Source organism: Methylotuvimicrobium sp. KM2 (genome assembly GCF_038051925.1).
Taxonomy (GTDB): domain Bacteria; phylum Pseudomonadota; class Gammaproteobacteria; order Methylococcales; family Methylomonadaceae; genus Methylotuvimicrobium.
The window spans coordinates 1,131,213-1,152,350 of the sequence record NZ_CP150634.1; the positions used below are offsets into that span (position 1 = coordinate 1,131,213).

The 21,138-nt window shown below is 54.3% G+C and carries 16 protein-coding genes; 9 read left to right on the forward strand and 7 right to left on the reverse strand.

What is annotated here, in order from left to right; all coding sequences use genetic code 11:
• Window positions 1–11: 11 nt before the first annotated feature.
• The 5 genes from WJM45_RS05080 (at window position 12) to WJM45_RS05100 (ending at window position 7,093) form a co-directional block, all read left to right on the forward strand.
• A complete protein-coding gene (locus WJM45_RS05080) occupies window positions 12–1,550 on the forward strand; it encodes an efflux transporter outer membrane subunit (RefSeq protein WP_341327896.1) in 1,539 nt (512 codons plus the stop codon).
• On the forward strand, window positions 1,547–2,782 hold the full coding sequence (locus WJM45_RS05085) for an efflux RND transporter periplasmic adaptor subunit (RefSeq protein ID WP_341327897.1): 1,236 nt from the start codon (window positions 1,547–1,549) through the stop codon (window positions 2,780–2,782). The genes WJM45_RS05080 and WJM45_RS05085 overlap by 4 nt, the downstream gene beginning before the upstream one ends.
• Complete coding sequence (locus WJM45_RS05090; RefSeq protein WP_341327898.1) at window positions 2,779–5,982, forward strand: efflux RND transporter permease subunit; 3,204 nt, start codon at window positions 2,779–2,781, stop codon at window positions 5,980–5,982. Before WJM45_RS05085 ends, WJM45_RS05090 begins: the two co-directional genes overlap by 4 nt.
• Window positions 5,983–6,613: 631 nt before the next feature.
• The gene (locus WJM45_RS05095; protein ID WP_341327899.1) at window positions 6,614–6,832 is read left to right on the forward strand and encodes a hypothetical protein; all 219 of its coding nucleotides are present in this window, start codon (window positions 6,614–6,616) and stop codon (window positions 6,830–6,832) included.
• 150 nt (window positions 6,833–6,982) lie between these two features.
• Window positions 6,983–7,093: a type II toxin-antitoxin system YoeB family toxin gene (locus WJM45_RS05100; protein WP_341327900.1), complete on the forward strand. Its 111-nt coding sequence runs from the start codon at window positions 6,983–6,985 to the stop codon at window positions 7,091–7,093.
• Window positions 7,094–7,475: 382 nt separating this feature from the next.
• On the opposite strand, the gene WJM45_RS05105 is transcribed toward WJM45_RS05100, so the two are convergent.
• From WJM45_RS05105 to WJM45_RS05135, 7 genes are all read right to left on the reverse strand, one after another.
• Window positions 7,476–7,655: a type II toxin-antitoxin system HicA family toxin gene (locus WJM45_RS05105; protein ID WP_341327901.1), complete on the reverse strand. Its 180-nt coding sequence runs from the start codon at window positions 7,653–7,655 to the stop codon at window positions 7,476–7,478.
• Window positions 7,656–7,847 carry a type II toxin-antitoxin system HicB family antitoxin gene (locus WJM45_RS05110; RefSeq protein ID WP_341327902.1) on the reverse strand — a complete coding sequence of 64 codons (192 nt, stop codon included), beginning with the start codon at window positions 7,845–7,847 and terminating at the stop codon, window positions 7,656–7,658. It abuts the gene before it with no gap.
• A gap of 267 nt (window positions 7,848–8,114) precedes the next feature.
• Window positions 8,115–9,359, reverse strand: a complete 1,245-nt coding sequence (locus WJM45_RS05115; protein ID WP_341328909.1) for a PepSY-associated TM helix domain-containing protein — start codon at window positions 9,357–9,359, stop codon at window positions 8,115–8,117.
• Window positions 9,360–9,494: 135 nt separating this feature from the next.
• Window positions 9,495–11,987, reverse strand: coding sequence for a TonB-dependent receptor (locus WJM45_RS05120; protein ID WP_341327903.1), 2,493 nt, complete (start codon window positions 11,985–11,987; stop codon window positions 9,495–9,497).
• Window positions 11,988–12,384: 397 nt separating this feature from the next.
• Entirely contained in the window at window positions 12,385–13,395 is a 1,011-nt protein-coding gene (locus WJM45_RS05125; RefSeq protein ID WP_341327904.1) for a DUF4351 domain-containing protein, read from the reverse strand.
• Between the two features lie 312 nt (window positions 13,396–13,707).
• The gene (locus tag WJM45_RS05130) at window positions 13,708–14,652 is read right to left on the reverse strand and encodes a FecR family protein (RefSeq protein WP_341327905.1); all 945 of its coding nucleotides are present in this window, start codon (window positions 14,650–14,652) and stop codon (window positions 13,708–13,710) included.
• A gap of 152 nt (window positions 14,653–14,804) precedes the next feature.
• Window positions 14,805–15,308 carry a sigma-70 family RNA polymerase sigma factor gene (locus WJM45_RS05135; RefSeq protein ID WP_341327906.1) on the reverse strand — a complete coding sequence of 168 codons (504 nt, stop codon included), beginning with the start codon at window positions 15,306–15,308 and terminating at the stop codon, window positions 14,805–14,807.
• A gap of 393 nt (window positions 15,309–15,701) precedes the next feature.
• Between WJM45_RS05135 and WJM45_RS05140 the strand changes: the two genes are divergently transcribed.
• The 4 genes from WJM45_RS05140 to WJM45_RS05155 all read left to right on the forward strand — a co-directional run bounded on the left by WJM45_RS05140 (window position 15,702) and on the right by WJM45_RS05155 (window position 21,119).
• Window positions 15,702–16,205 (forward strand): sigma-70 family RNA polymerase sigma factor, encoded by a 504-nt coding sequence (locus WJM45_RS05140; RefSeq protein ID WP_341327907.1) that lies wholly within the window; start codon window positions 15,702–15,704, stop codon window positions 16,203–16,205.
• A 443-nt stretch (window positions 16,206–16,648) separates the two neighbouring features.
• Window positions 16,649–17,668, forward strand: a complete 1,020-nt coding sequence (locus tag WJM45_RS05145) for a FecR family protein (RefSeq protein ID WP_341327908.1) — start codon at window positions 16,649–16,651, stop codon at window positions 17,666–17,668.
• Between the two features lie 121 nt (window positions 17,669–17,789).
• Entirely contained in the window at window positions 17,790–18,317 is a 528-nt protein-coding gene (locus WJM45_RS05150; RefSeq protein WP_341327909.1) for a transposase, read from the forward strand.
• Between the two features lie 477 nt (window positions 18,318–18,794).
• Window positions 18,795–21,119 carry a TonB-dependent receptor gene (locus WJM45_RS05155; RefSeq protein WP_341327910.1) on the forward strand — a complete coding sequence of 775 codons (2,325 nt, stop codon included), beginning with the start codon at window positions 18,795–18,797 and terminating at the stop codon, window positions 21,117–21,119.
• The last annotated feature ends 19 nt before the right edge of the window (window positions 21,120–21,138 follow it).

Here is a 21,138-nt window from a genome sequence, read left to right on the forward strand (position 1 = left end):
TTCGCGAGGTCATGTTTGCGGATTTTATGGCAATGCTATTTTGTTCGGTAGCAAGGCGCGAAAACAGGCGCATAGCAAGCTATGTAACTGTTTTCGCAACGCCGCTATCGGACAAAAGAGCGCGTCAGAAAGCCGAAAATGTGGCCGCGCGAAGTATATACGCCCGGTTATTGCCGCAATGGCATCTTAAACGGGCGTTTCTCGTCTCGTGCATGTTGCCGTGGCTGACGGCTTGCATGTCCGCGCCTAAACGCGATGCTGAATCGCTGGCTCCCGATGTGCCTTCTTCCTGGTCCGGCTCCATTTCCGTCGACGGCTTACCGGCTCGATGGCTGGACGGCTTCGGCGATCCGGTGCTGAGCGCCTTGGTGCAAGAGGCGCTAAACAATAATTTCGACTTGAAATCCGCATCCGCGCGGGTTACGGCCGCCGCCGAGCAGGCACGCATCGACGGTGCCGGGCTTTGGCCGCAGTTATCGTTCGCGCCGGGCTACGAGCGCGCGCAGGTGCGTAGCGCCGGGTTCGGCAATACCGAATTCGGCGCGTTCCAAGCCTTGTTCGACCTGAACTGGGAGCTGGACGTGTGGGGCCGCATCCGGGCTTTTCGCAACGCCGCCGTGTTGGAGGCCGAGGCCGCCGAGGCCGATCTTCACGCCGCGCGCTTATCGTTGGCGGCCCGTACCGCGCAAAGCTTTTTCGAATTGGCCGAAGCCAAACTTCAGGCCGAAGTGGCCGCGCAATCGATCAAAGATCGTAAGACCCTGGTCGATTTGGTGCGCGGCCGTTTCGCGCGCGGTTTGGCGCGCGGTTTGGATTTGCGTCTGGCATTGACCGATTTGGCCAATGCCGAAGCCCAATTGGCCCGGGCGCGAGACCGCTTGCAAAGCGTAACTCGGCGTTTTGAAGTGCTGTTGGGGCGTTATCCGTCCGGCCGCGAATTCGAATCGGCACGACTGCCGGAGCCGCCTGCGGCGTTATCGGCCGGCTTGCCGTCGGAATTGTTGGCGCGGCGTCCCGATCTGATCGCCGCGTTCGAGCGTTTGCAAGCCGCCGACGCCCGGCTGGAAAGCGCCAACAAAGCCTTACTGCCGCGCATCGCGCTGACCGCGACCGGCGGCACGCGCAGCCCGGCTTTAACCGAACTGGTCGATCCGCGCGCGGTGGCTTGGAACGCCGCGATCGGCCTATTGCAGCCGTTGTTTACCGGCGGGCGCTTGACCGGCGAGATACGGCGCAACGAAGCGCTGGTCGACGAGGCGCTTAATGATTACAAAAATACCGCGCTCGAAGCGTTCCGCGAAGTCGAACAAGCGCTCGCCGCAGAGGAATGGCTCAGACAACAGGAAACGGCGCTGCGCGAAGCCGTCGAACAAACCGAAGCCAGCCAATCGTTGGCCGTATATTCGTACCGCCACGGCTTCATCGAGATACTGACGCTGCTCGATAGCTACCGCAGCACGCTCAACGCGCAAAGCGCGCATCTGGAAGTCAAAAGACAACTGCTCGGTAACCGCATCGCCTTGTATCTCGCGCTCGGAGGCAGCGAGTGAAAAAGCCGCCAACGCAAAGCATCAAAATAGCAATCCCGATCGTCGTGTTATCGTGCGGCATTGCCGGCGCCTGGGCGCTGGTCGCAAATCGTCCGGAACTCGAACCGAAAGTTCGTACGAACGAAGCGCCGTGGGTCGAGACGATCACCGTACAACCGCAAACGCTCAAAATCAATATACGTTCGCAAGGTATCGTCAAGCCGCGCGAGGAGCTGACATTGGTGCCGGAAGTGGCGGGAAAGATCGTGCGAATGCATCCGAATTTCGTGCCGGGCGGATTTTTCGAAGCCGGCGAATTGTTGATTGCGATCGATCCTCGCGATTACGATCATGCCGTCGCGGCTGCGGAAGCCGCGATTGCCGAAGCGCGAAGGCAAGTGCTGTTCGAAGAGGCTCAGGCGGAACAAGCGCAAGAAGAATGGCAAGCCCTGGGCGAAGGTCAGTCGACGCCACTGGCGATGCACGAACCGCAACTGGCCGAAGCCCGTGCGAAACTCAAATCGGCCGAATCCGAGCTGGCGAATGCGAAACTGCGCCGTAGCCGCTGCGATTTGTTTGCGCCGTTTGCCGGTCGCGTCGTTGAAAAACAGGCCGGAATCGGGCAATACGTGCAAATCGGCGATTCGCTCGCTAGGCTTTTTGCGACCGATGCGGCCGATGTGCGCTTACCGGTTCCGGCAGAGCAACTCGGATTCCTGCCGTTCGATTTCGTATCGTCCGGCGGCGGCATTAGTCGAGAGACGGGCGTTATGCTGAGTGCCGATATAGCCGGCGCCCGGCACCGCTGGCAAGGCCGTATCGTCAGGGCCGAAGCCGTCGTCGACGAAACGACCGGACTGCTGCATCTGATTGCGGAAATACGCAACCCCTATCAATCTGAACAGGGCGGCGTTCCGCTGCTGGCCGGATTGTTCGTACAGGCCGAAATCGAAGGCCGCGAGCAGCGCGAGGTATTCGAATTGCCTGTCGGCGTTTTGAATTCGATGCAAGAAGCGCTGGTAATCGACGGCGACTTGCGCTTGCATATTCGGCGATTGGACGTATTGCGCCGGGAAGCGGATCGAATTTGGATCGAATCGGGATTGACGGCAGGGGAGCGGGTCGTTATTTCCGGGGTGCCGGTTCCGGTGGAAGGAATGAAGGTCCGTGTACAGAAAACGACGCCCGAAATTTCGGCCGACGATCATGTTGCCGATGCCGATGCCGATGCCGATGCGGGTGCCGCGCGATGAAACGGTTTCCGCCGTCTACATCCGCCGTCGATGCGTCCGGTCTTATCGCTTGGTTCGCCGTCAATCCGGTAGCCGCGAATCTGTTGATGTGGCTGATTCTGTTCGCCGGCGCCGTTAGTTTGACGACAATCGAAAAAGAAGTCCTGCCGCATTTTTCGCCGAACCGAATAGAAATCAATGCTTATTATCCGGGGGGCGGCCCGGTGGAAATCGAGGAGTCGATTTGTATCCGAATCGAGGAAGCGGTTCATGACGTACCCGGAAGCAAGCGTCTGGTGTCGCAAATCATGGAAGGCGTCTGTAAAGTCGAAATGACGGTTTTGCCGGGACACGACAAGAACAACGTGATCAACGAAGTCCGCGGACGGGTTCAAGTTTTGCAGCGATTGCCGGAAGAATTGGAACGAATCGACGTGCAACCGTCTTATCGTAAAGGGGATAACGGCGTCATTTGGGTAGCCTTGCATGGGCGGTCGGACCCGCTGTACCTGAAACGTTTCGGCGATCTGATTCAAAGCGATCTGGCGCGCCTGCCGGGCGTGACCCGCGCGTTGAATTATTACGAAATCCCGTATGAAATCGCGATCGAAGTGTCCTCGGAAAAACTGCGGCGTTACCGTCTGTCGCTGCATGACGTGACGGAAGCGCTACGGCGGCAGTCGGTGGATCTGTCCGGCGGTTTGATCAAGAATCCGGACGGCGAAATTTTGCTTCGAACCAACGGCAAAGCGCGGGACGGCGAGGCTTTGGGCAACATGGAATTGCGCGCCGATTCCGGCGGCGGACGGGTACTGCTGCGCGATGTCGCCGAAATCAAGGACGGATTGCAGGAACGCTTGTCGGAATGGCGTCATAACGGAGAAACCGCGCAGGGTTGGGAAGTTCATGCCGAGCACGGCTCGGTCGACGTCGCGCGCCGCGTAAAAGGCTATGTTGCGTCGATGTCGGATCGCTTGCCGGAAGGCCTATCCCTTTATACCTGGTGGGACGATTCGGAGGCTTACGACGAACGGATCGCCACGCTGATCGAAAACGGAATTTACGGCTTCGTGTTGGTTGTTGCGATTCTGACGCTGTTTTTGGACGCCGAATTGGCCTTTTGGGCGGGCATCGGTATCGTGACTTCGATGTTCGGCGCTTTCGCGTTGATGCCGTGGTTCGGCATTTCGCTGAATATGTTGTCGTTATTCGGTTTTATTTTGGCGATCGGTATTCTCGTCGACGACGCCATTATCGTTGGAGAAGCGATTCACCGGCGCAAGGGCGCAAGCGATGCCGAAGGCAAGGAGCGAACGCCGGAACAGGCGGTGTCGGCTTCGATTCTAGGCGCCCGCGAAGTTTTTCTGCCGGTGATATTGGCTGTTGCCACGACGATTATCGCACTCTTGCCGGGGCTGTTCGTATCCGGTTGGGCAGGGCGGATGATGCAGCCGATTTGCGGCGTACTGATTGCGGTATTGCTGTTTTCACTGATCGAAGCCTTGTGGATTTTGCCGGCGCATTTGACGAGTCCTACGGTGCGGACCGTGCGTTTTCCGCGAATCGCGCAATGGCGCGGCAGGCTGAATGACGGTTTGGCAGTTTTTATCCGGCGCGTTTACGGCCCCGTGCTGAAAAAAGCTTTGACTTGGCGCTATCTGACGATTTCGGTGTTTGCGGTCTTCGTATTGCTGAGTGCCGCACTCGTGGCGGGCGGCCATTTACGCTGGACGCTTCAGGCCAATGTCACGAAAAGCAGTTTTTCGGCTCATCTGGAGTTGCCTCGGGCATCACCCTATGCCGAAACGCGGCGGATCGCCGAGCAAGTGGAACGCGCGTTGTTGGCGATGCGCAGCGAACTCGACGATGCCGACAAAAAGCTTGCTTATTTTTCCAAGCGTTGCGGGAGCATCGAGCCCGCGTCGACGATGTTGGTCGGCTTGGAAACGATGATTTGGGAGTACGGCGCAGGATTCTGGACGGAATTGTCGCCGGACGGTAGACAATGCATCGCCGTCGAGCCGTTCATACGCGAATGGCGGCGGCGTATCGGCGATATTGCGCCCGGTAAGATCGAGTTTATTTATAAGGAAGGGGATGTGCTTTACGATCTCGAATTCGATTTGGCCGCTCCCGATCCGGACGTGCTGGCATCGGCCGTGACGCGCTTTAAGAACGCACTGGCGGCGTATCCGGGAGTGCATGATGTCGTCGACTCCGCCGAACCCGGCAAGCCGGAAGCGCGCTTGCGGCTGAAACCGAATGCGGAAGCGTTGGGTTTGAGTCTGCAGGACATTGCCCGGCAAGTGCGCCATGGTTATTACGGCGACGAAGTATACAGGGTTCAGCGAGGGGCTCATGAAGTTCGGGTTGTCGTACGTTTGCCGTTAGGCGAAAGACAAGCCTTGACCGATCTTCGAAACCTGCCGGTTCGGCTTCCCGGCGGCGGCCTAGCGCCGCTTGCGACGTTGGCCGAGATCGAATTGCAGCCGGGTTACGCCAAATTAACGAGGCTACAGCGCCAACGCGTCTTGAAAGTACAAGCGCGTGTCGATCCGGCATTGGCCGATGTCAACTCGATCTATGCGAAAGTCGAAGCCGAATTGGCGCCACGCTTGCAAAAGGAATTTCCGCTGCTCAGCCTGGAAATCGGAGAAGAGCGCCGGGAACAGAACCGAATGATGCGTAGCCTGATCGTCAATACATCGATTGCATTGGTAGCAATCTATATACTGATCGCGATACCTTTCGGCTCTTATACCATGCCGCTGATATTGATGCCGGTAGCGCCGGTCGCCTGGTGCGGAGGAATTTGGGCGCATTGGTTAGCGGGTTTGCCGTTATCGATGGAGTCGCTGATCGGCATGGTCGCGGCGAGCGGGGTGGTCGTAAACGACAGTCTGGTATTGCTCGATGCCGTCGAGCGGAGCGAAGACAACGCCGAAACGATCGAAGAACGACTTTTTCGAGCTTGTTCGGTCCGGTTTCGGCCGATTTTGTTGGCGTTTTTGACCACGTTTGCAGGCTTCTTGCCGACCTTGCTTGAAACCAGCGAACAAGCGCAATTTCTGATTCCGATGACATTGGCGCTAGCTTCCGGACTACTGATCGGTATGACCGCCAGCTTATTGCTGACGCCGGTAAGCTATAGCGTTTTTGCGGAAAGGCGAAGCACGCATAAAACCGGCAAACTCAAAACGATAGGCCACGATCCGGAATGATAACCTGGGTTGATAATCGAGAATCGTAGCCCGTATGCAGCGAAGCGGAATACGGGAAAGGCGTGGCATCGAACTTCCCGGATTGCGCTACGCTCCATCCGGGCTACGGTGCTAAAATCGACCTCCTTAAAATGATAGGTCGCGATCCCTTTGCAGGACGGGTTATTTAACTCGTCCTGCCGACGAACCGTGCCAGGCCATCGAAAATCGTAGCCCGTATGCAGCACAGCGAAATACGAGAAAGGCGCGGTCTCGACTTCCCGGATTGCACTACGTTCCATCCGGGCTACGGTGCTACGACCTTCGTCCAGCCGATTGGCTGCGTTCCAGCATCCAACGATACATCAAATCCGGTGCATTACCCGCCGATTGGGGCGCCTTCCCGCGAAAACGACAAAATATTTGGGGAGCGTAGGTTGGGGTCGACTGCAGGGATGGATGCAGGAGGTAGGGCAATGCCTGGAGTAATTGCCGAGATGATAGGAGCCCCAACACGACAACCGGTAGCCCGTTTACAGCGCTGCTAACGAATTGATTGCGAAAAATGTAATCCTTTTTCTCCATCTGCCACCCTTTGCTACAATGCTTCAAGTTTAATCTCTCCATCCTTCTGATTAAGGAGTTAATCATTATGAAAACATTAACACTTAAAATTGATGACAGTGTTAGCGATAAGTTTATTTGGTTGCTACAGCATTTTTCTGAAAACGAGGTGAGTGTCGTGGATTCCGAGGATTATCTTTCTGATGATGATTATTTGCGGGGTTTTCAAGGCATGGTTGAAAGCATTAAAAAAGCAAAGTCGGAACCTGCTGATAAGGGAGTAACGTTGAGCCAATTGGATTGGTAATGTACCAGGTTTTGTTGATGAGCCAAGCGCAGAAGGATGCGAAAAAGTTAGCTTCTACTGGTTTAAAACCCAAAACGTTAAAACTGCTTGAGTTAATACAGCAAGATCCTTTCTGATATCCTTCCAGCCTTTGAAGTTTTGAAAGGGGATATGCAAGGCTTAATCAGTCGTCGCATTAACAAACAACATCGCTTGGTCTATGAAGTGGTTGACGACGAAAAACTGATTAAAGTTTATCGGATGTGGACTCATTATGAGTAAATTTGAACGCGAAGCGCCGGAAATCGGGGTCACACCGATATTGGATAGAGTAGAGAACATGGGGTAAACGGGATCAGGATAAATGGGGTAAAGTCTTGAATTTGCGCACAAGACCTCACCTTCCCTGGATATGTAGCGAAGCGGAATCCGGGGAATTCGTGGCCCGGTGTTTTTGCAGGGCGTAGGATGCGGTGACGACAGGAACCGCATCGTTCGCGATTGATGCGGTTCACGTTGTTCACCGCATCCTACGGACTGGAAGGTGAAGCGTATACGATCGCACGGGGTTCATCCGGCATGGCGAGTGGATCGACAACGTCGGGACCAAACCGGTCGATTTCCGATAATTCTCTATGGTAAAGGAGCATGCCGCCGGGTTGGATCAAGCATTTTGCAATTTTTTGAGTATGGCCTTTGCCAAATTTTCATTGATTTCGTTATGCCGGGGAACCGGTTGGGATTGCTTGGTTTGTGGATTCGTGTACCAATCGTGCCGACCACCGTTACGCACAAGAATACAGCCCATGTTTTCAAGCGCCTTGATCAAATCGCGCCTCTTCATTCAGGCGACCAACAATTCTTCGACTTTACGGATATAAGGAATTTGTCCGGACTCGATATCAATTAATAAATCTTTCAAATTATCGATCAACTCTTCTTTCGTCATACCTTGAGTTTGATAATCAGGATATTCATTCAGAAACCCGAGAAAAAATGTATCTTCTTGCCACGATGTAAACTTTACCGATCTCATAAAAGCACCGTCATGTAATAGTTGCAAACGTTATATCTTTCACGCTTCAACTGTCGGCACATTTTCCCCTCTCCCTTAGGGATGAGGGAATCAAAGAGCCCGACATGTGAAGTGCGATGACACAGTAGTGATACGATCATACCCTAGCTTAAATTATTTATACAAACTTCATGTCAACGTCGGAACATCAAAAGCCTTGAACCCTGTAGCCCGTATGCAGCGAAGCGGAATACTGGGAATTCGTGGCCTCGCCCGTCCCGGATTACGCTACACTCCATCCGGGCTACGCATTTTGGAATTCGCGGCCCGCCGTTTTTGCAGCCACCGAATCAACCCGGTGACGAACAACAGCGGACAAGCCAAGCCGGTCAGAAAGACCAGAATCCGCCCGGTCATGCCGAAGGCCTGGCCCGAATGCAACGGCCACTGCCAATGCGTGAACACCTCGCCGGCCGTGCCGATCGCCGGGTCGTCGATATCGAGCACCCGGCCGGAATACCGGTCGATCACGACACAGACCCGCTGTAGCCAACTGCCCGGCCGGTCGACGCCGTCCTTGCACACCGTATAGGTATCTTCCGCACCGGGTGCGCCGTATATCCAATGTGGCCGCCCGTTCGGGTAGCGTTCGCCGGCGATCGCGACGGCCCGATCCATCGCAATCGGCTCCAGGCCCTCGACCGGCACGGATTTAAACCAATAACGGTACGTGACCGGCGAAAACAGCTCCAACACCAGCACGACATTGTGCGGCAAGACCATGTAAATACCGGAAAACAGCACCGGCAACATGATCAAAGCCGTATAAAAACCGGAAGTCTTGTGTAGGTCATAATTCAAGCGCCCGCCGCTTGCATGGCGCTTGATCGTCAACGCGTTGCGCCATTTACCGGTCAACGGCCACCAAACGATCAGGCCGGTCAGTACCGAAATGATCAATAACGCGGAAGATAGGCCGACGATGACCGGACTGACGTCCTCCGGCAGCAATAAATCGTAATGCAACCTGAACACGAAGCCGATGAAGGTATGCGGCAGCCAGCTATCCGATGACTCCATCAAACGCTTCCCGATCACTTCGGACGTGTACGGATCGACATAAACCTGCCAGCTATCGTTGGCGCCATTACCGTTCGGCACCGCATAAGACAGCCGGAAGGCCGCCGCCGCATCATTGCGCGGATAGGTTGCGAAGGTATGCTTTGCATTGTTCGGCATGGCGGATCGGCCGGCGGCGAAAATCTCCGCGAGCGGCCGGTAAGCAGCCGTCCGTTCGGGCGGTTCGACCGTCAACAACGTCGGATTCAGCCATTCGTCGATTTCGGCATGGAACACCAAAATACTGCCGGTCAAACCGTAAATCGCCAGCAAAAAGCCTAACGTCAAACCCAACCACAAATGCACGTCGAGCCAGAGTTTGCGGCGGGTTTTCAGCCGATTCAGACGGGTATTGATGGGTCTTGCCGAAGCGGTAAATTCGCCGCCGGGACGGTCGTGATCGTGTTGTCTCATCATGTTCTATCGATGGTGTGAATGAACGGACGTAGCCCGTATGCAGCGAAGCGGAATACGGGACAGGCGCGGCTTCGACCGTCCCGGATTGCGCTGCGCTCCATCCGGGCTGCAAAGCTCCATCCGGATTCTAAATCAATACGTGAACGAGATTCGGCCAACGATTGAGCGTGGATCGCCCGGGATTACAGCAGATCCGACAAATCGATCTGCAGCGGTGAAATAGCGTTTATCCAGCACATTATTGGCAAACAAATCCAGTTTCACATTTTTGTATGTGTAGGATGCACCCAAATCCCAAGTGGTAAAGTTGGGAAGTTCGACGCTATTGCTATTGTCTAGCGGCCGGTCGCCGACGAAATTGATGCCAGTGGAAAGCGCCAAACCGCTTAAGAGGTTGTTGTCAAAACGGTAATGGGTCCAAAAGCTTCCCTGATGTTTAGGGGTATTCTGAAAACGGTTGCCCTGGTCGCCGTCATTACTCTTAGTGATATTAGAGTTGATAAAAGCGTAGCCACCTTGAAAATACCATTTGTCGGTGACTTGATAGGCTAGTTCGACTTCCGCTCCACGGTGTCGAATTTCCCCGGTCTGTATACTAAACCCCGGATTTTGAAGATCAGGCGTTCCAACATTGGTACGAGTCAACTCAAAAAACGATGCGGTACCTGATAACCCCCACGGAAAGTTGAACTTGATTCCGGCTTCAACTTGCTCAGATTCCTCTGCATCAAAGGGCTGGCCGGTAACAGTGATTGCACCAGGCTGAAAGCCGAAACCTTCTCCGTAACCGGCGAACAGGTGAATCGAATCCGTGGCATGAAAAGTACCGCCAATCTGAAAGTTGGTGTTGGACACATTGGTATCCGATTCGAGGCTCGTATAGCGAAAACCGCCCAGCAGATCGAAATACTTCGTGATTGAAATCTCATCTTGAAAACCGCCTGACCACAGCGTTGCTTCCGATCCAAAAGCAATCGAATTCGGATCCACTTCTGGGGCAATCGTGAGAAAGGTCGGTTTCAAGGCGTTGATGTCGGGCATATTAACCCTGTCGAACCAAGAAATAGATGAATTCGTTTTCTGAAAATCACCGTTGATATAAATCTGATGTTCCAGAGGTCCGGTTGTCAATTTACCGGTTAAATCGACTTGCCCAATGTGGACTTTGTCGGCCTCATGAAAATTAAAACGTCCCCCACGGGGAACGAGAATTCCATTACTGGTAGTATCAACCGATGCCGCATTATTCGAACTGAAGGTTTGATCCATCCTTACCTTGAACTCATGATACTGATACCGAGGGATTACTTTCCAATCTTTCAGGATATCGTTCCAGTTGTCGAGCAAATCAATCTCAACCCATGCCTGAACCAGTGGAGCCTGGGTGACGGCTTCGTCGAATTTCGGTTCACCGAGATAAGTGTCTCGTGAAATTCGACCTACGCCGCTGTTTACGACAGTTCCAACCGCAGGCAATGCCGGATTCGGTAGATTCTCGACGCGCTGATACTCTGCATTGAAATAGGCGCGCACCGGGCCACCGTCATCGTATGTGAGCATCAGTCCGAAATTCTGCCGATCCAATTGCTGGAAATTAGTAAAGGTATCGGAGCTTTCCACCTCTCCGGTGAAGCGTGCCTTAAAACCACCCATCGGCACGTTGAAATCCCACTGACCGCTGGTAATGTCGCCGGCGAATCCAGTCCAACCGCCGCGGGTAAAACTTACGTCTGCGCCTAATCGATCGTACGGTCGTTTGGTGATGACGTTAATGATTCCGCCCGGTGAGCCTTCAAAGGCACTGGTTTGTCCGAATAAGTTACCGCCAGGGCCTTTCAATACTTCCACGCTTTGAATATGACTCAGAGATGAAAAATCGACATCAGAAAAATAGAGTTGCCTTACGCCGTTACGGGTCTGTTCGGCCCTGAATCCTCGGATACTGACGCTAGGAAACCCGCCGGTAAAACGTGAGCCGAACACATTGGCGGATGGCACTTGCTTCATGATATCACCGATACTTTGAGCCCCTTGATCCTTGATGGACTCCTCGTTGATAACCTGAATACTTTGCGGTACACGGGTAATTTCGATTGGGAACTTGGTTCCAGCAGTGGAATCCACTTCTATATAACGGCTTAGATCCCCGCCGATGACTTTCATATCCAACTGCTCCACCGGCCCGGTCCAGGGTTTTTCTTCAGGCTCGGCCTTGACCAGTTCGAATTCGCCGGCCGCCGCCAGAAGGCTTTCGGTGCTGAATTCGGTGCGAGGTTTCTCGATGGTGACCGCACCATCATCGGTCAGGCGGTAGCTCAAACCGGTGTCGTGCAACATGATGTCGAGCGCTTGTTGCGGCGTGTAATTGCCGGCGACTTTGTGGGAGCGGGCTTGCCGGGCCGTGTCCGCGCGGTACAGCAGTTTGAGTCCGGCGCGGTCGGCCAGTTCGGTCAGAGCACTGTCCAGCGGTTGCGAGGGAATGTCGAAGGATTGCGGCGAGGCGAAAGGGGTATCGCTTGCCACGGCCGGCGCGGCGATGCTCCCGGCCAATAGTCCGGCCGCTACGGAAAAGAGGCCGAACGCAAACTTGGCGCGGGTGCCTAAATGATCTTCATTTTTTTCCATGGTTTCTCCTGATAAGGTCACGGCCTAAAGCGGCCTATTGCTTAAGACGGATCAGGAGGGAAAATCTTGTAACGGTAATCGCAAATAAATTTTGTTAAATGAATTTATTCTTTTGTAGCCCGTATGCAGCGAAGCGGAATACGGGAAGGGCGTGGCTTCGGCCTTCCCGGATTGCACTGTGTTTCATCCGGGCTACGGGTTCTGCGGCTTCGGTATGCCGATTGTCACGGTCTTCGGGAATGCGTGGTCCATTGCGTCTGCTCCTTTTAAGTCGGTCACTTCGGTTTAGGGTGGAGCAAAAACAGTTTCGTAGCCCGTATGCAGCGCAAGCGGAATACGGGAAGGGCGCGGCTTCGGCATTCCCGGATTGCACCGCGTTTCATCCGGGCTACGGTGCTTAATGATCGTCAAACACCGCCGGTAAGTTCGGCGCATCCAGGACGCGCTCGGCCCAGATTTCGAGTTGTTCCGACGTGGCCTGATCGAGACGTTGCTGAATCACATCCGGCAGGGGGCCGAAACGTTTGACCAACAGGCGCTGAAGTATTCCAGCTTCGCCTTCAATTTTTCCTTCGATTTTGCCTTCCGCTTTTCCTTCAATTTTTCCTTCCATTCTTCCCTCCATTCTTCCTTCTAATTTACCTTGCTCCAGAGCCAAACGCTCTATCGACATCACATAAGTCATCGTTTCCGCCTCCAGTTGTTTGATTTCATCGGTTAATTGCCGCTCCAACTCATCCGGGAGTTGCATCAGCCAATCTATGACCCGTAACAGCTCCATAATATCCTGACGCGCATAATCGCGCGACAACAATAGCCGTATCAATCCGAATTTACCGGCTTTCCTCGCGCTATCGTCTTGCCGGGTGCGATGGGCGTCCAGTTGAGCCAACACCACCAACGCGAACGGATTCGGGCTGTTTTCCAGGTCGGTTCGATGGTCGTGCCAATCCTGCAAGCGGATGACCGGAAATTTAAAATCGATTTCGGTGTGCCACAAGGTTTGTCGGTAATGTCCAAGCTGCCGGACTGGATTGCGGTCGGTCAGAATCGCGAAACTCGCGATGCGCCGGTTCGGGTGACGGTCTTGCAGCCGGTAATGATAGCGATACATACGGCGATTGAAGTGCCGGTCGGCCTTGCCTTGAATTTCGACATGGATCAGAACCCAGGTTTCGACGCCGCCGAGCGTAAATACCTTGACCAACTTGTCGGTGTGCCGGCGTCCGGATTCGGCGTCCCGGACGATTTTTTGCAGTTCGGTATCGAGAAACTCATGCGGCCTTGACCAGTCGATTTCGGCATGGGCTTCGGGAAACAACAACGCCATGAACTGGGGGAAATAATATTCGAGCGCCTCTTTCCAAGGCGAATCGAAGTCGTTCGATGGATCGGATGGTTGAGTCATGGGCTAACGGATAATTTTATCGGATTGAAAAAGTGTAGCATGTAGCATGTAGCCCGTATGCAGCGGAGCGGAATACGGGAAGGGCGTGGCTTTGGCTTTCCCGGATTGCACTGCGTTTCATCCGGGCTACGGTGCTCAATGATCCTGCGTGGGAATGCATACCGGTCTTGTTGCGGTAGCCAAGGTATGGATTCTCACGGAGGACCGTGGAAACCAGAAAACGTAGCCCGTATGCAGCGAAGCGGAATACGGGAAAGGCGTGGCTTCGGCCTTCCCGGATTGCACTGCGTGTCATCCGGGCTACCATCGCGTTCACTCGTGCAATACCGTCAACCAGGGCGTGATCCGGGTTGCCCGGACCGGCAGCGCCGCTTCGATCATCGCGATCACGCCGTCCCGGTCGCCGGTCGGGAAGACGCCGGTGACTCGTAAATCCGGCAGACGGCCGCCTGCGACGATCGTAGCGCCACGGTAATAACGGTCGAGCTCGGTCACGACCTCGAATAGCGGATGATCTTTGACGATCAGCTTGCCGCGTTGCCAGGCCTCGATTCGTTCGATATCGGCGGCGCTTACCGGCTCGAAACCTTGCGCCGAACCGAAACGGGTTTGATGGCCTTCCTCCAGGCGCAAGGCTTGCACGCCGCTTGAAACCGGCTCGATCTTTACGGTATGTTCCAATACGGTCACGCGGGTGGCCTTTCGCTCCGTGTGGACTTCGAACACGGTGCCGAGCGCGGTGACGGTGCAATCTTCGGTCACGACCGAAAACGGCCGGTTCGGGTCGGGTGCGACGGTGAATAGCGCTTGGCCTCGCCGCAACGTTATCGACCGTTCTTGCTCGTTCCAATCGAGCGCTATCGCGGTATCGGTATTCAACAGCACTTGACTGCCGTCGGCCAAAACGATCGTGCGCCGCTCGCCGACGCCGGTTCGGTAATCGCTGAAAAAATAGTCGTCGAGTCCCAAAAACGGTAAAACCGCCGCCAACAAAAACAGTGCGGCCAGTCCCGAGAGTTTGGCCGTCGAAAACCGGGGTTTGACGGTTTCCAGCGGTTTGCCGGCCAGCGCTTCGCCCATGTCGAACCATAGCCGCTCGGCTTCCGCAAAGGCTTTTTCGTGCGCGGGACTGCGCGCGCGCCATTCGTGGGCGTTTTGCCGGTCCCATTCGGTCGCATTGCCGGAATGCAGTAAAATCAGCCATTCCAAAGCTCGGTCCGATAAGGCATGGATTTTCGATACGGGTTTTTTGGACATCAAAATATTTCGAGAGTGGTTTACATACTATGACGTATCACGGGGATGTTATCGGCAACGAATTTTACCCGATTCGGGCCGATGGTTCGGGAAAAGATCGTAATTATCGGCAGGACGGCAAGCGAAACGAACTCTCAACAAGAACGAACGCATTATTGAACACGGTCGCGGCAATGCTGCATCGCTCTGAGCAAATGCTTGGCGACCATGCTTTCCGACAGGTTCAACGTCCGTGCGATTTGAGCATGCGTATAACCTTCGACTCGATTGAGATAAAAAGCCTGACGGCATTTGTCGGGTAATTCGCTTAATGCTTGCTGCAGGATTTCGAGTCGCTGCCGCGATTCGCAGCAGACATCGGGAGACGGCAAACCGTCCGCTATGGCGTGAAGGGTTTCTTCATCGGCTTCATGCGGCAAGCGGTTGACGCTACGCCGTTGATGATCGATGACCAGATTGGCGACGATGCGGAAGATGAAGGCTCGGGGGTTTTCGATGCATTCATTGCCGGATTGATGGGTCATCCGTAAAAAAGCGTCTTGCAGAATATCGGCGGCGATATCTTGCGATCCCAATTTACGCAGGATGAAACGATCCAACTCGTCCCGGTGTTCGGTGATCAATTCGGCAATATGTTGAGCGCTTGGTTTCAGCATTGAGAGTGGAGGAGGTGAAAATCAGAGGTCCATAGAGTTTCCTATCAATTTAGTAAGCATTTATTATGCCTGAGCTTGGACGTTTGATTCGGATACCCGTATTTTCTTGCTGTTCCTGGTTTTTTAGTCTTTCCGAAAGCTGCTTTGATGTCTTCGTGTATTCGGAAAAATGCGGCATATCCCGCATTTGGGTGTGTGAAATAACCTATTTCTAATGCTTGATGGAATTCTCCGTCATGGGTTTTATGACTAAGCGCAAGACAAATTGTTGTTTAATAACAGGCCTGTTTTCGAAAGGCTTACCCATTGCACTGCGAATGGCTTGTTAATTGCTTAATGCTTTAACCGTATGAATTCGGTTGTTCCTCTTCAATCAATAATTTTCTAGTCTAAATGTTGGAATTCACTCCCAGCGAAGCGCAAGCCTTGATCGAACGGCACAGAGAGGAGTTGCACCGGTTTTTAGTGCGGCGAATAGCCTGCGCGGATACCGCGAACGACTTGCTGCAAGATATTTTTTTGCGCTTGATCAATCTTCACAGCGCAGAACCGATCGCTAATCCGCGCGCTTTCGCATATCGCATCGCGGCCAATTTGGCCACCGATCATTTACGCAAACAACGCGAAACCGACGACATCGATACCGATGAATACACCCAATTGCCGGACGCCTCGCCCGGCCCCGAACGAATCGTTTTCGGTCGGCAGAAACTCGAGTTATGCGAACAGGCGTTAGAAGAATTGTCGCCGTTATGCTTTAAAATTTTCACGATGAGCCGCTTCGAAGGCTACAGTCACAAACAAATCGCCGAAGAATTGAATATTTCGGTGAGTTGGGTCGAAAAGAACATCATTCTCGCATTGAAGCAATGTAAAAAAGCCCTAAACGATGCGTAATTCCGTAGCCCGTATGCAGCGCAAGCGGAATACGGGAAAGGCGCGGCGTCGAATTTCCCGGATTGCGCTACCCTTCATCCGGGCTACGTTGCTCGATAATCGTCAAAAAATTAAGACCGAACGGGATTTGCAATCCCGTTCGAAGCGTTCTTGAAACCGCAAGGCAGATGAAAAGTTTGGGTCGGAGTTCAAACCTCGTGCCCAATGGAGTCGGTCGTAGCCCGTATGCAGTGCAGCGGAATTCGGGACAGGCGTGGCTTCGATCGTCCCGGATTGCGTTACGCTCCATCCGGGCTACGGGCTCATAATTTGACGTCAGCGATTTTTAATCCGGGAACTTTTCAAAATAAGCACATCAATAATACGGTAAACTAACGTCCATTCGTCTTAATATTAAAAGGACATGTTTTTTTACCGCTTCATTATTCATCCGCCTATCCGATATGCCGCCAGATAACAACGAAACATTGGAAGACGAAGCGCTGGTCTGGTTGGCGCGCATGACCTCGGGCGAATTCGGTTTGGCGCAAGAGCGCGAATTGGAGCGTTGGCTGGCGCAAGGCGAAAACCGGCGGCGGGCGCTTGCCGAGGCGCTCGAGTTGTGGCAAGCCCTCGGCCGCTTACAGGACAGCGCGCTTGTCGCCCGCTATTTGGATAACAACGGTAAGGCCGGCGCGGATAGCAAAAGCCATCCAACCTTGAAAGCCGATCCGAAACAGCCGAAGCCTGCCGGAAAAAAAAGGATCTCGCGATGGGCGCCGCTTGCCGTGGCGGCCTGCCTGATTTTACTGATAGGCTGGTTAAACCCATACGCCGGCATTCAGCCTTGGCTGGCCGATTACCGTACCGCGATCGGAGCGCGGCAAACCGTGCAGTTGGCGGACGGCAGCCGGATCTATCTCAACTCCGGCAGCGCCTTGAATACCCGTTACACTCCCGAAGCGCGCCGGGTCGAACTGATTTCCGGCGAGGCCGAATTCGTGGTCGGCAAAAATCCCGGCCGGCCGTTCATCGTCACGGCCGGAGGCCATGAAATCAAAGCGCTCGGTACCGAGTTTATTGTCCGCAAACGAAGCCGCGAAGTCAGCGTCACCGTCATCGAAAGCGCCGTGCAAGTTGCGCAGCCAGACTATCCCACCATCGACGCTGTTGTTTTGCATCCGGGCGAGCAGGTTAGGGCGGCCGTCGGGCAACAGCCCGGTGCGGCGGTGCAGGTAAAAATCGAGAAAGTACGGGCGTGGCGCGATAACCGTCTGATTTTCGAATCGGAACCGCTGGACAAGGTCATCGAAGAAATCAACCGCTACCGCCCCGGCCGAGTGATTCTGGCCGACAAAACTTTGGCGGCGCACCGGGTCAGCGGCGTATTCGACATCGACCGAATCGACCGGATTTTAGCGGTCATTAGCCAAACCCTGCCGGTCAAATCGGCCGGCATTGGTAAATATGTGATGCTGTACTAAAGTAGCCCGGATGGAGCGTAGCGCAATCCGGGATAATCGGAGCCACGAACGCCCCGTATTCCGCTACGCTTCATACGGGCTACGGAACTACGAAACGACACTCTATCGATCAAGGTAATCAATGGTTTCATATCGCCGTAACCGAGTGGCAGGCGGTACCTATTTCTTTACCGTGACCTTGCAAAAAAGGAACCGCTCGCTGCTTGTCGATTACATCGAAGACTTACGGGAATCGGTTCGGGATGTGCGGCGCGAACATCCGTTTCATATCGAAGCCTGGGTTGTGCTGCCCGAACATTTGCACGCCATTTGGACCCTGCCGCCTGAAGATAGAGACTATTCAATGCGTTGGAAACGGATCAAGAGGCAATTTACCAACAGCCTCGTCGAAGCCGGCGTAGCCGTGAAAAAGAACCGCCGGGGCGAATACGATCTATGGCAAAACCGGTTCTGGGAACATACGATCAGGAATGAGTCCGACTTAAACCGGCATTTCGATTACATCCATTACAACCCCGTCAAACACGGGCTGGTAACTCGCGTTCGGGACTGGCCCTATTCGACGTTCCACCGATATGTCAAAGCAGGAATCTATCGGGCCGATTGGGGCGATGAAACACAACATTGTGAAGGCGACTACGGCGAATAATCCCGTATTCCGCTTGCGCTGCATACGGGCTACAAAGCAAACCCGTAGCCCGGATGGAGCAAAGCGCAATCCGGGACAATCGAAGCCACGCCTTCCCCGTATTCCGCTACGCTGCATACGGGCTACACAGCAATCCCGTAGCCCGGATGAAGCAACGCGCAATCCGGGACAATCGAAGCCATGAACTCTCCGTATTACGCTTGCGCTCGATACGGGCTACGAAACCCTTCCAAATAAAAAAATAAAAAAAACAGTGCGGTACTTTATCACTTCTCCGTCTTATCAAAGACACCGTTCATTTTTCGATAAGCATCTGGAGAAACCAAGCATAAACGACACCGGCTTCAATTTACCGCCGCACCGCTGTTCGCGGCCGTCATTTCGAGCTCGCTCGTATTTCCCGCCCCGCTTCATGCCGAGCCTTCGGCCGAACAAATCTTCGCATTCGATATCCCGAAACAAAACCTTGTCCCGGCTTTGACCGAATACGCCCGGCAAACCGGCGTTCAACTACTGTACAGCGCGCAACTGGCCGAACCCTTGACCGCCAACGCCATCAAAGGACGCTACACGCCGCAACAAGCGCTCGAACGCCTGCTCGAAGGCAGCGGAATAAGCTATCGCACCGTCGACGGCAATGTCATCACGCTTGAGATACCCAAAACCGGCAGCCTAAGCACCGAAACTCTACTCGCGGCGGCTGGCGAGTTCAAGCTGGTCAAGGCCGAGCCGGAGGAGAAGCCCTGGACCGGGCCGGTGGAGCAGTTGGATATGAAAGTTATCGGAGGCGATCTTAGTCGATATATCGAAGTGGATTCCACCGCAGGCTCTAAAATCCCAATGGAGACCGTCCGTGTTCCCCAAAGTATTCAAGTAATTACCGAGAACGCATTCAAGGACCAGGGTACCCAAAGCATCGGCGATATAATGAAACAGGTGCCTTCTGCGACCGTGTTCGGGTCGCGCTACGCTCGCTTTCCTAAGGTGAACATCCGGGGATTTCAGGCTGACCAGGTTCGCAACGGAATTCGGCAAGAGTTCCTGCCCGATACCAACGATTTTTCCGCCCTCAGTCACGTGCAGAGCGTGGAGATCCTGAAAGGGCCGGGCAGCACGATATTCGGCCAAGGCGGCAACGGCGGCGGGGTCATCAACATCGTTACTAAGCGGCCTTACGATCGCTTTGGCGCCGAAGTGAGTTTTACCCGAGGCGGTTGGGACCAGTTTGACGGCGACATGACCAGCGGTCAGTGGGATTTCAATGCGCCACTGACGCCGGACGGCGCCTTGAAGGCGCGGTTTACCGGAGAGATCGAAGGCACCGACACGTTTATCAATTTCCAGGACTTGAATCGGGAGAATTTCGGCTTGGCATTGTCTTGGGACAACGGCGGGCCGGTCCGCGGTTTCATCAATGCCGAGTATCAGCATCGCCAAGGCCTGTCAATTCCGGGGCTCCCGGCAATCGGGACAGTCCAGGATAGTGGAGGTTTGGGCCGGGTGTCGCGCGACACTTTTCTCGGCGAGCCAAGATTCGACAATATGGACACCGAACTTCCTAGGGTTCAAGCCTGGCTGGAAATCGACGTAGGAGAGAATTGGAAGGTATCGCCGCGATTTCAGTATTGGGAAGTCAGCGTTCGCCAGGATCAAACATTCCTCAACGCTACGACGCTAAACCCCGTCAATGGGAGTATCGACGTGTCGCGTTCAGGCCGGGATTTCCTGGAAAGAGATCGGGATTTTATCGGGCAAATCGACATCACCGGCACGATAGACACCGGACCGCTGAAACACCAGATATTTCTCTGTGGCGATTACACCAACCACCATTTCAACGGGGGATTTTTTCCTCGGATCAACGTCCCCAGCATCAATGCGCTCGATCCTATCTATCTAGACACAGATCCTGTGTTGAGCACTACTAAATTGAACTTCGGAGGAAATTATGAGGTGGGGGCGGTTGCTTTTCAAGACATCATATCGATTACCTCCAGATTCGATCTGATGGGCGGCGTACGGCATTCCAGGGTAAGCGGAAAGAGGAAAATCGTCACCGGTAAAGTTACGGAGACGGATACGGATAACACTATCTTCCAAGGAGGCGGCACATTTCACGTCACCGATTCGGTCCACCTGTTCGCCGGCTACGGGGAGGGTTTCAACGTGGCCGATGCGGTCGGCTTCGGCACCGCCTCCGGTAGGCCTTTCGATCTCGGACAGTCGGAGCAGGTGGAAGCCGGCATCAAAGTCAACTTTCCTTGGGGCTTGACCGGAACGGCGTCGTATTTCGATATCACGCGGACCAATGTGAGCACGCCGGACCGGGCCAATCCGGGCTTCCAGGTGCAGACCGGCGAGATACGCTCCAAAGGCGCCGAGGTCGAGTTGGCCTATCAGATTACCGACCAGTGGTTCGTCCAGGGTGGCTATGCCTTTATCGATGCGAAAATCACCAAGAGCAACGCGGGCGATGTCGGTAATCGCTTCCAGAACACTCCGGAACACCAGGCCAATTTTTGGACGCATTACCGCTTCGACAGCGGATTGCTGGAGAATTTGACCCTTTCTACCGGCGTGAATTTCGTCGGAAACCGGCTGCTCGACAACGCGAACACTATCCAACTTCCCAACTTCACGACTTGGGATTTGGGGGCTTCGTACACTTATCAGAACATGAAGTTGGAGCTGTTCGCCAATAACGTGCTGGATAAGCGCTACTTTGTTGCAAACGATTCCGGCCCCACGGTTATGCCTGGCGAGCCTCGCTCGATTGTTGGGCGGATATCGCTGGCGTATTGAGCAGCGTAGCCGGAGCCCG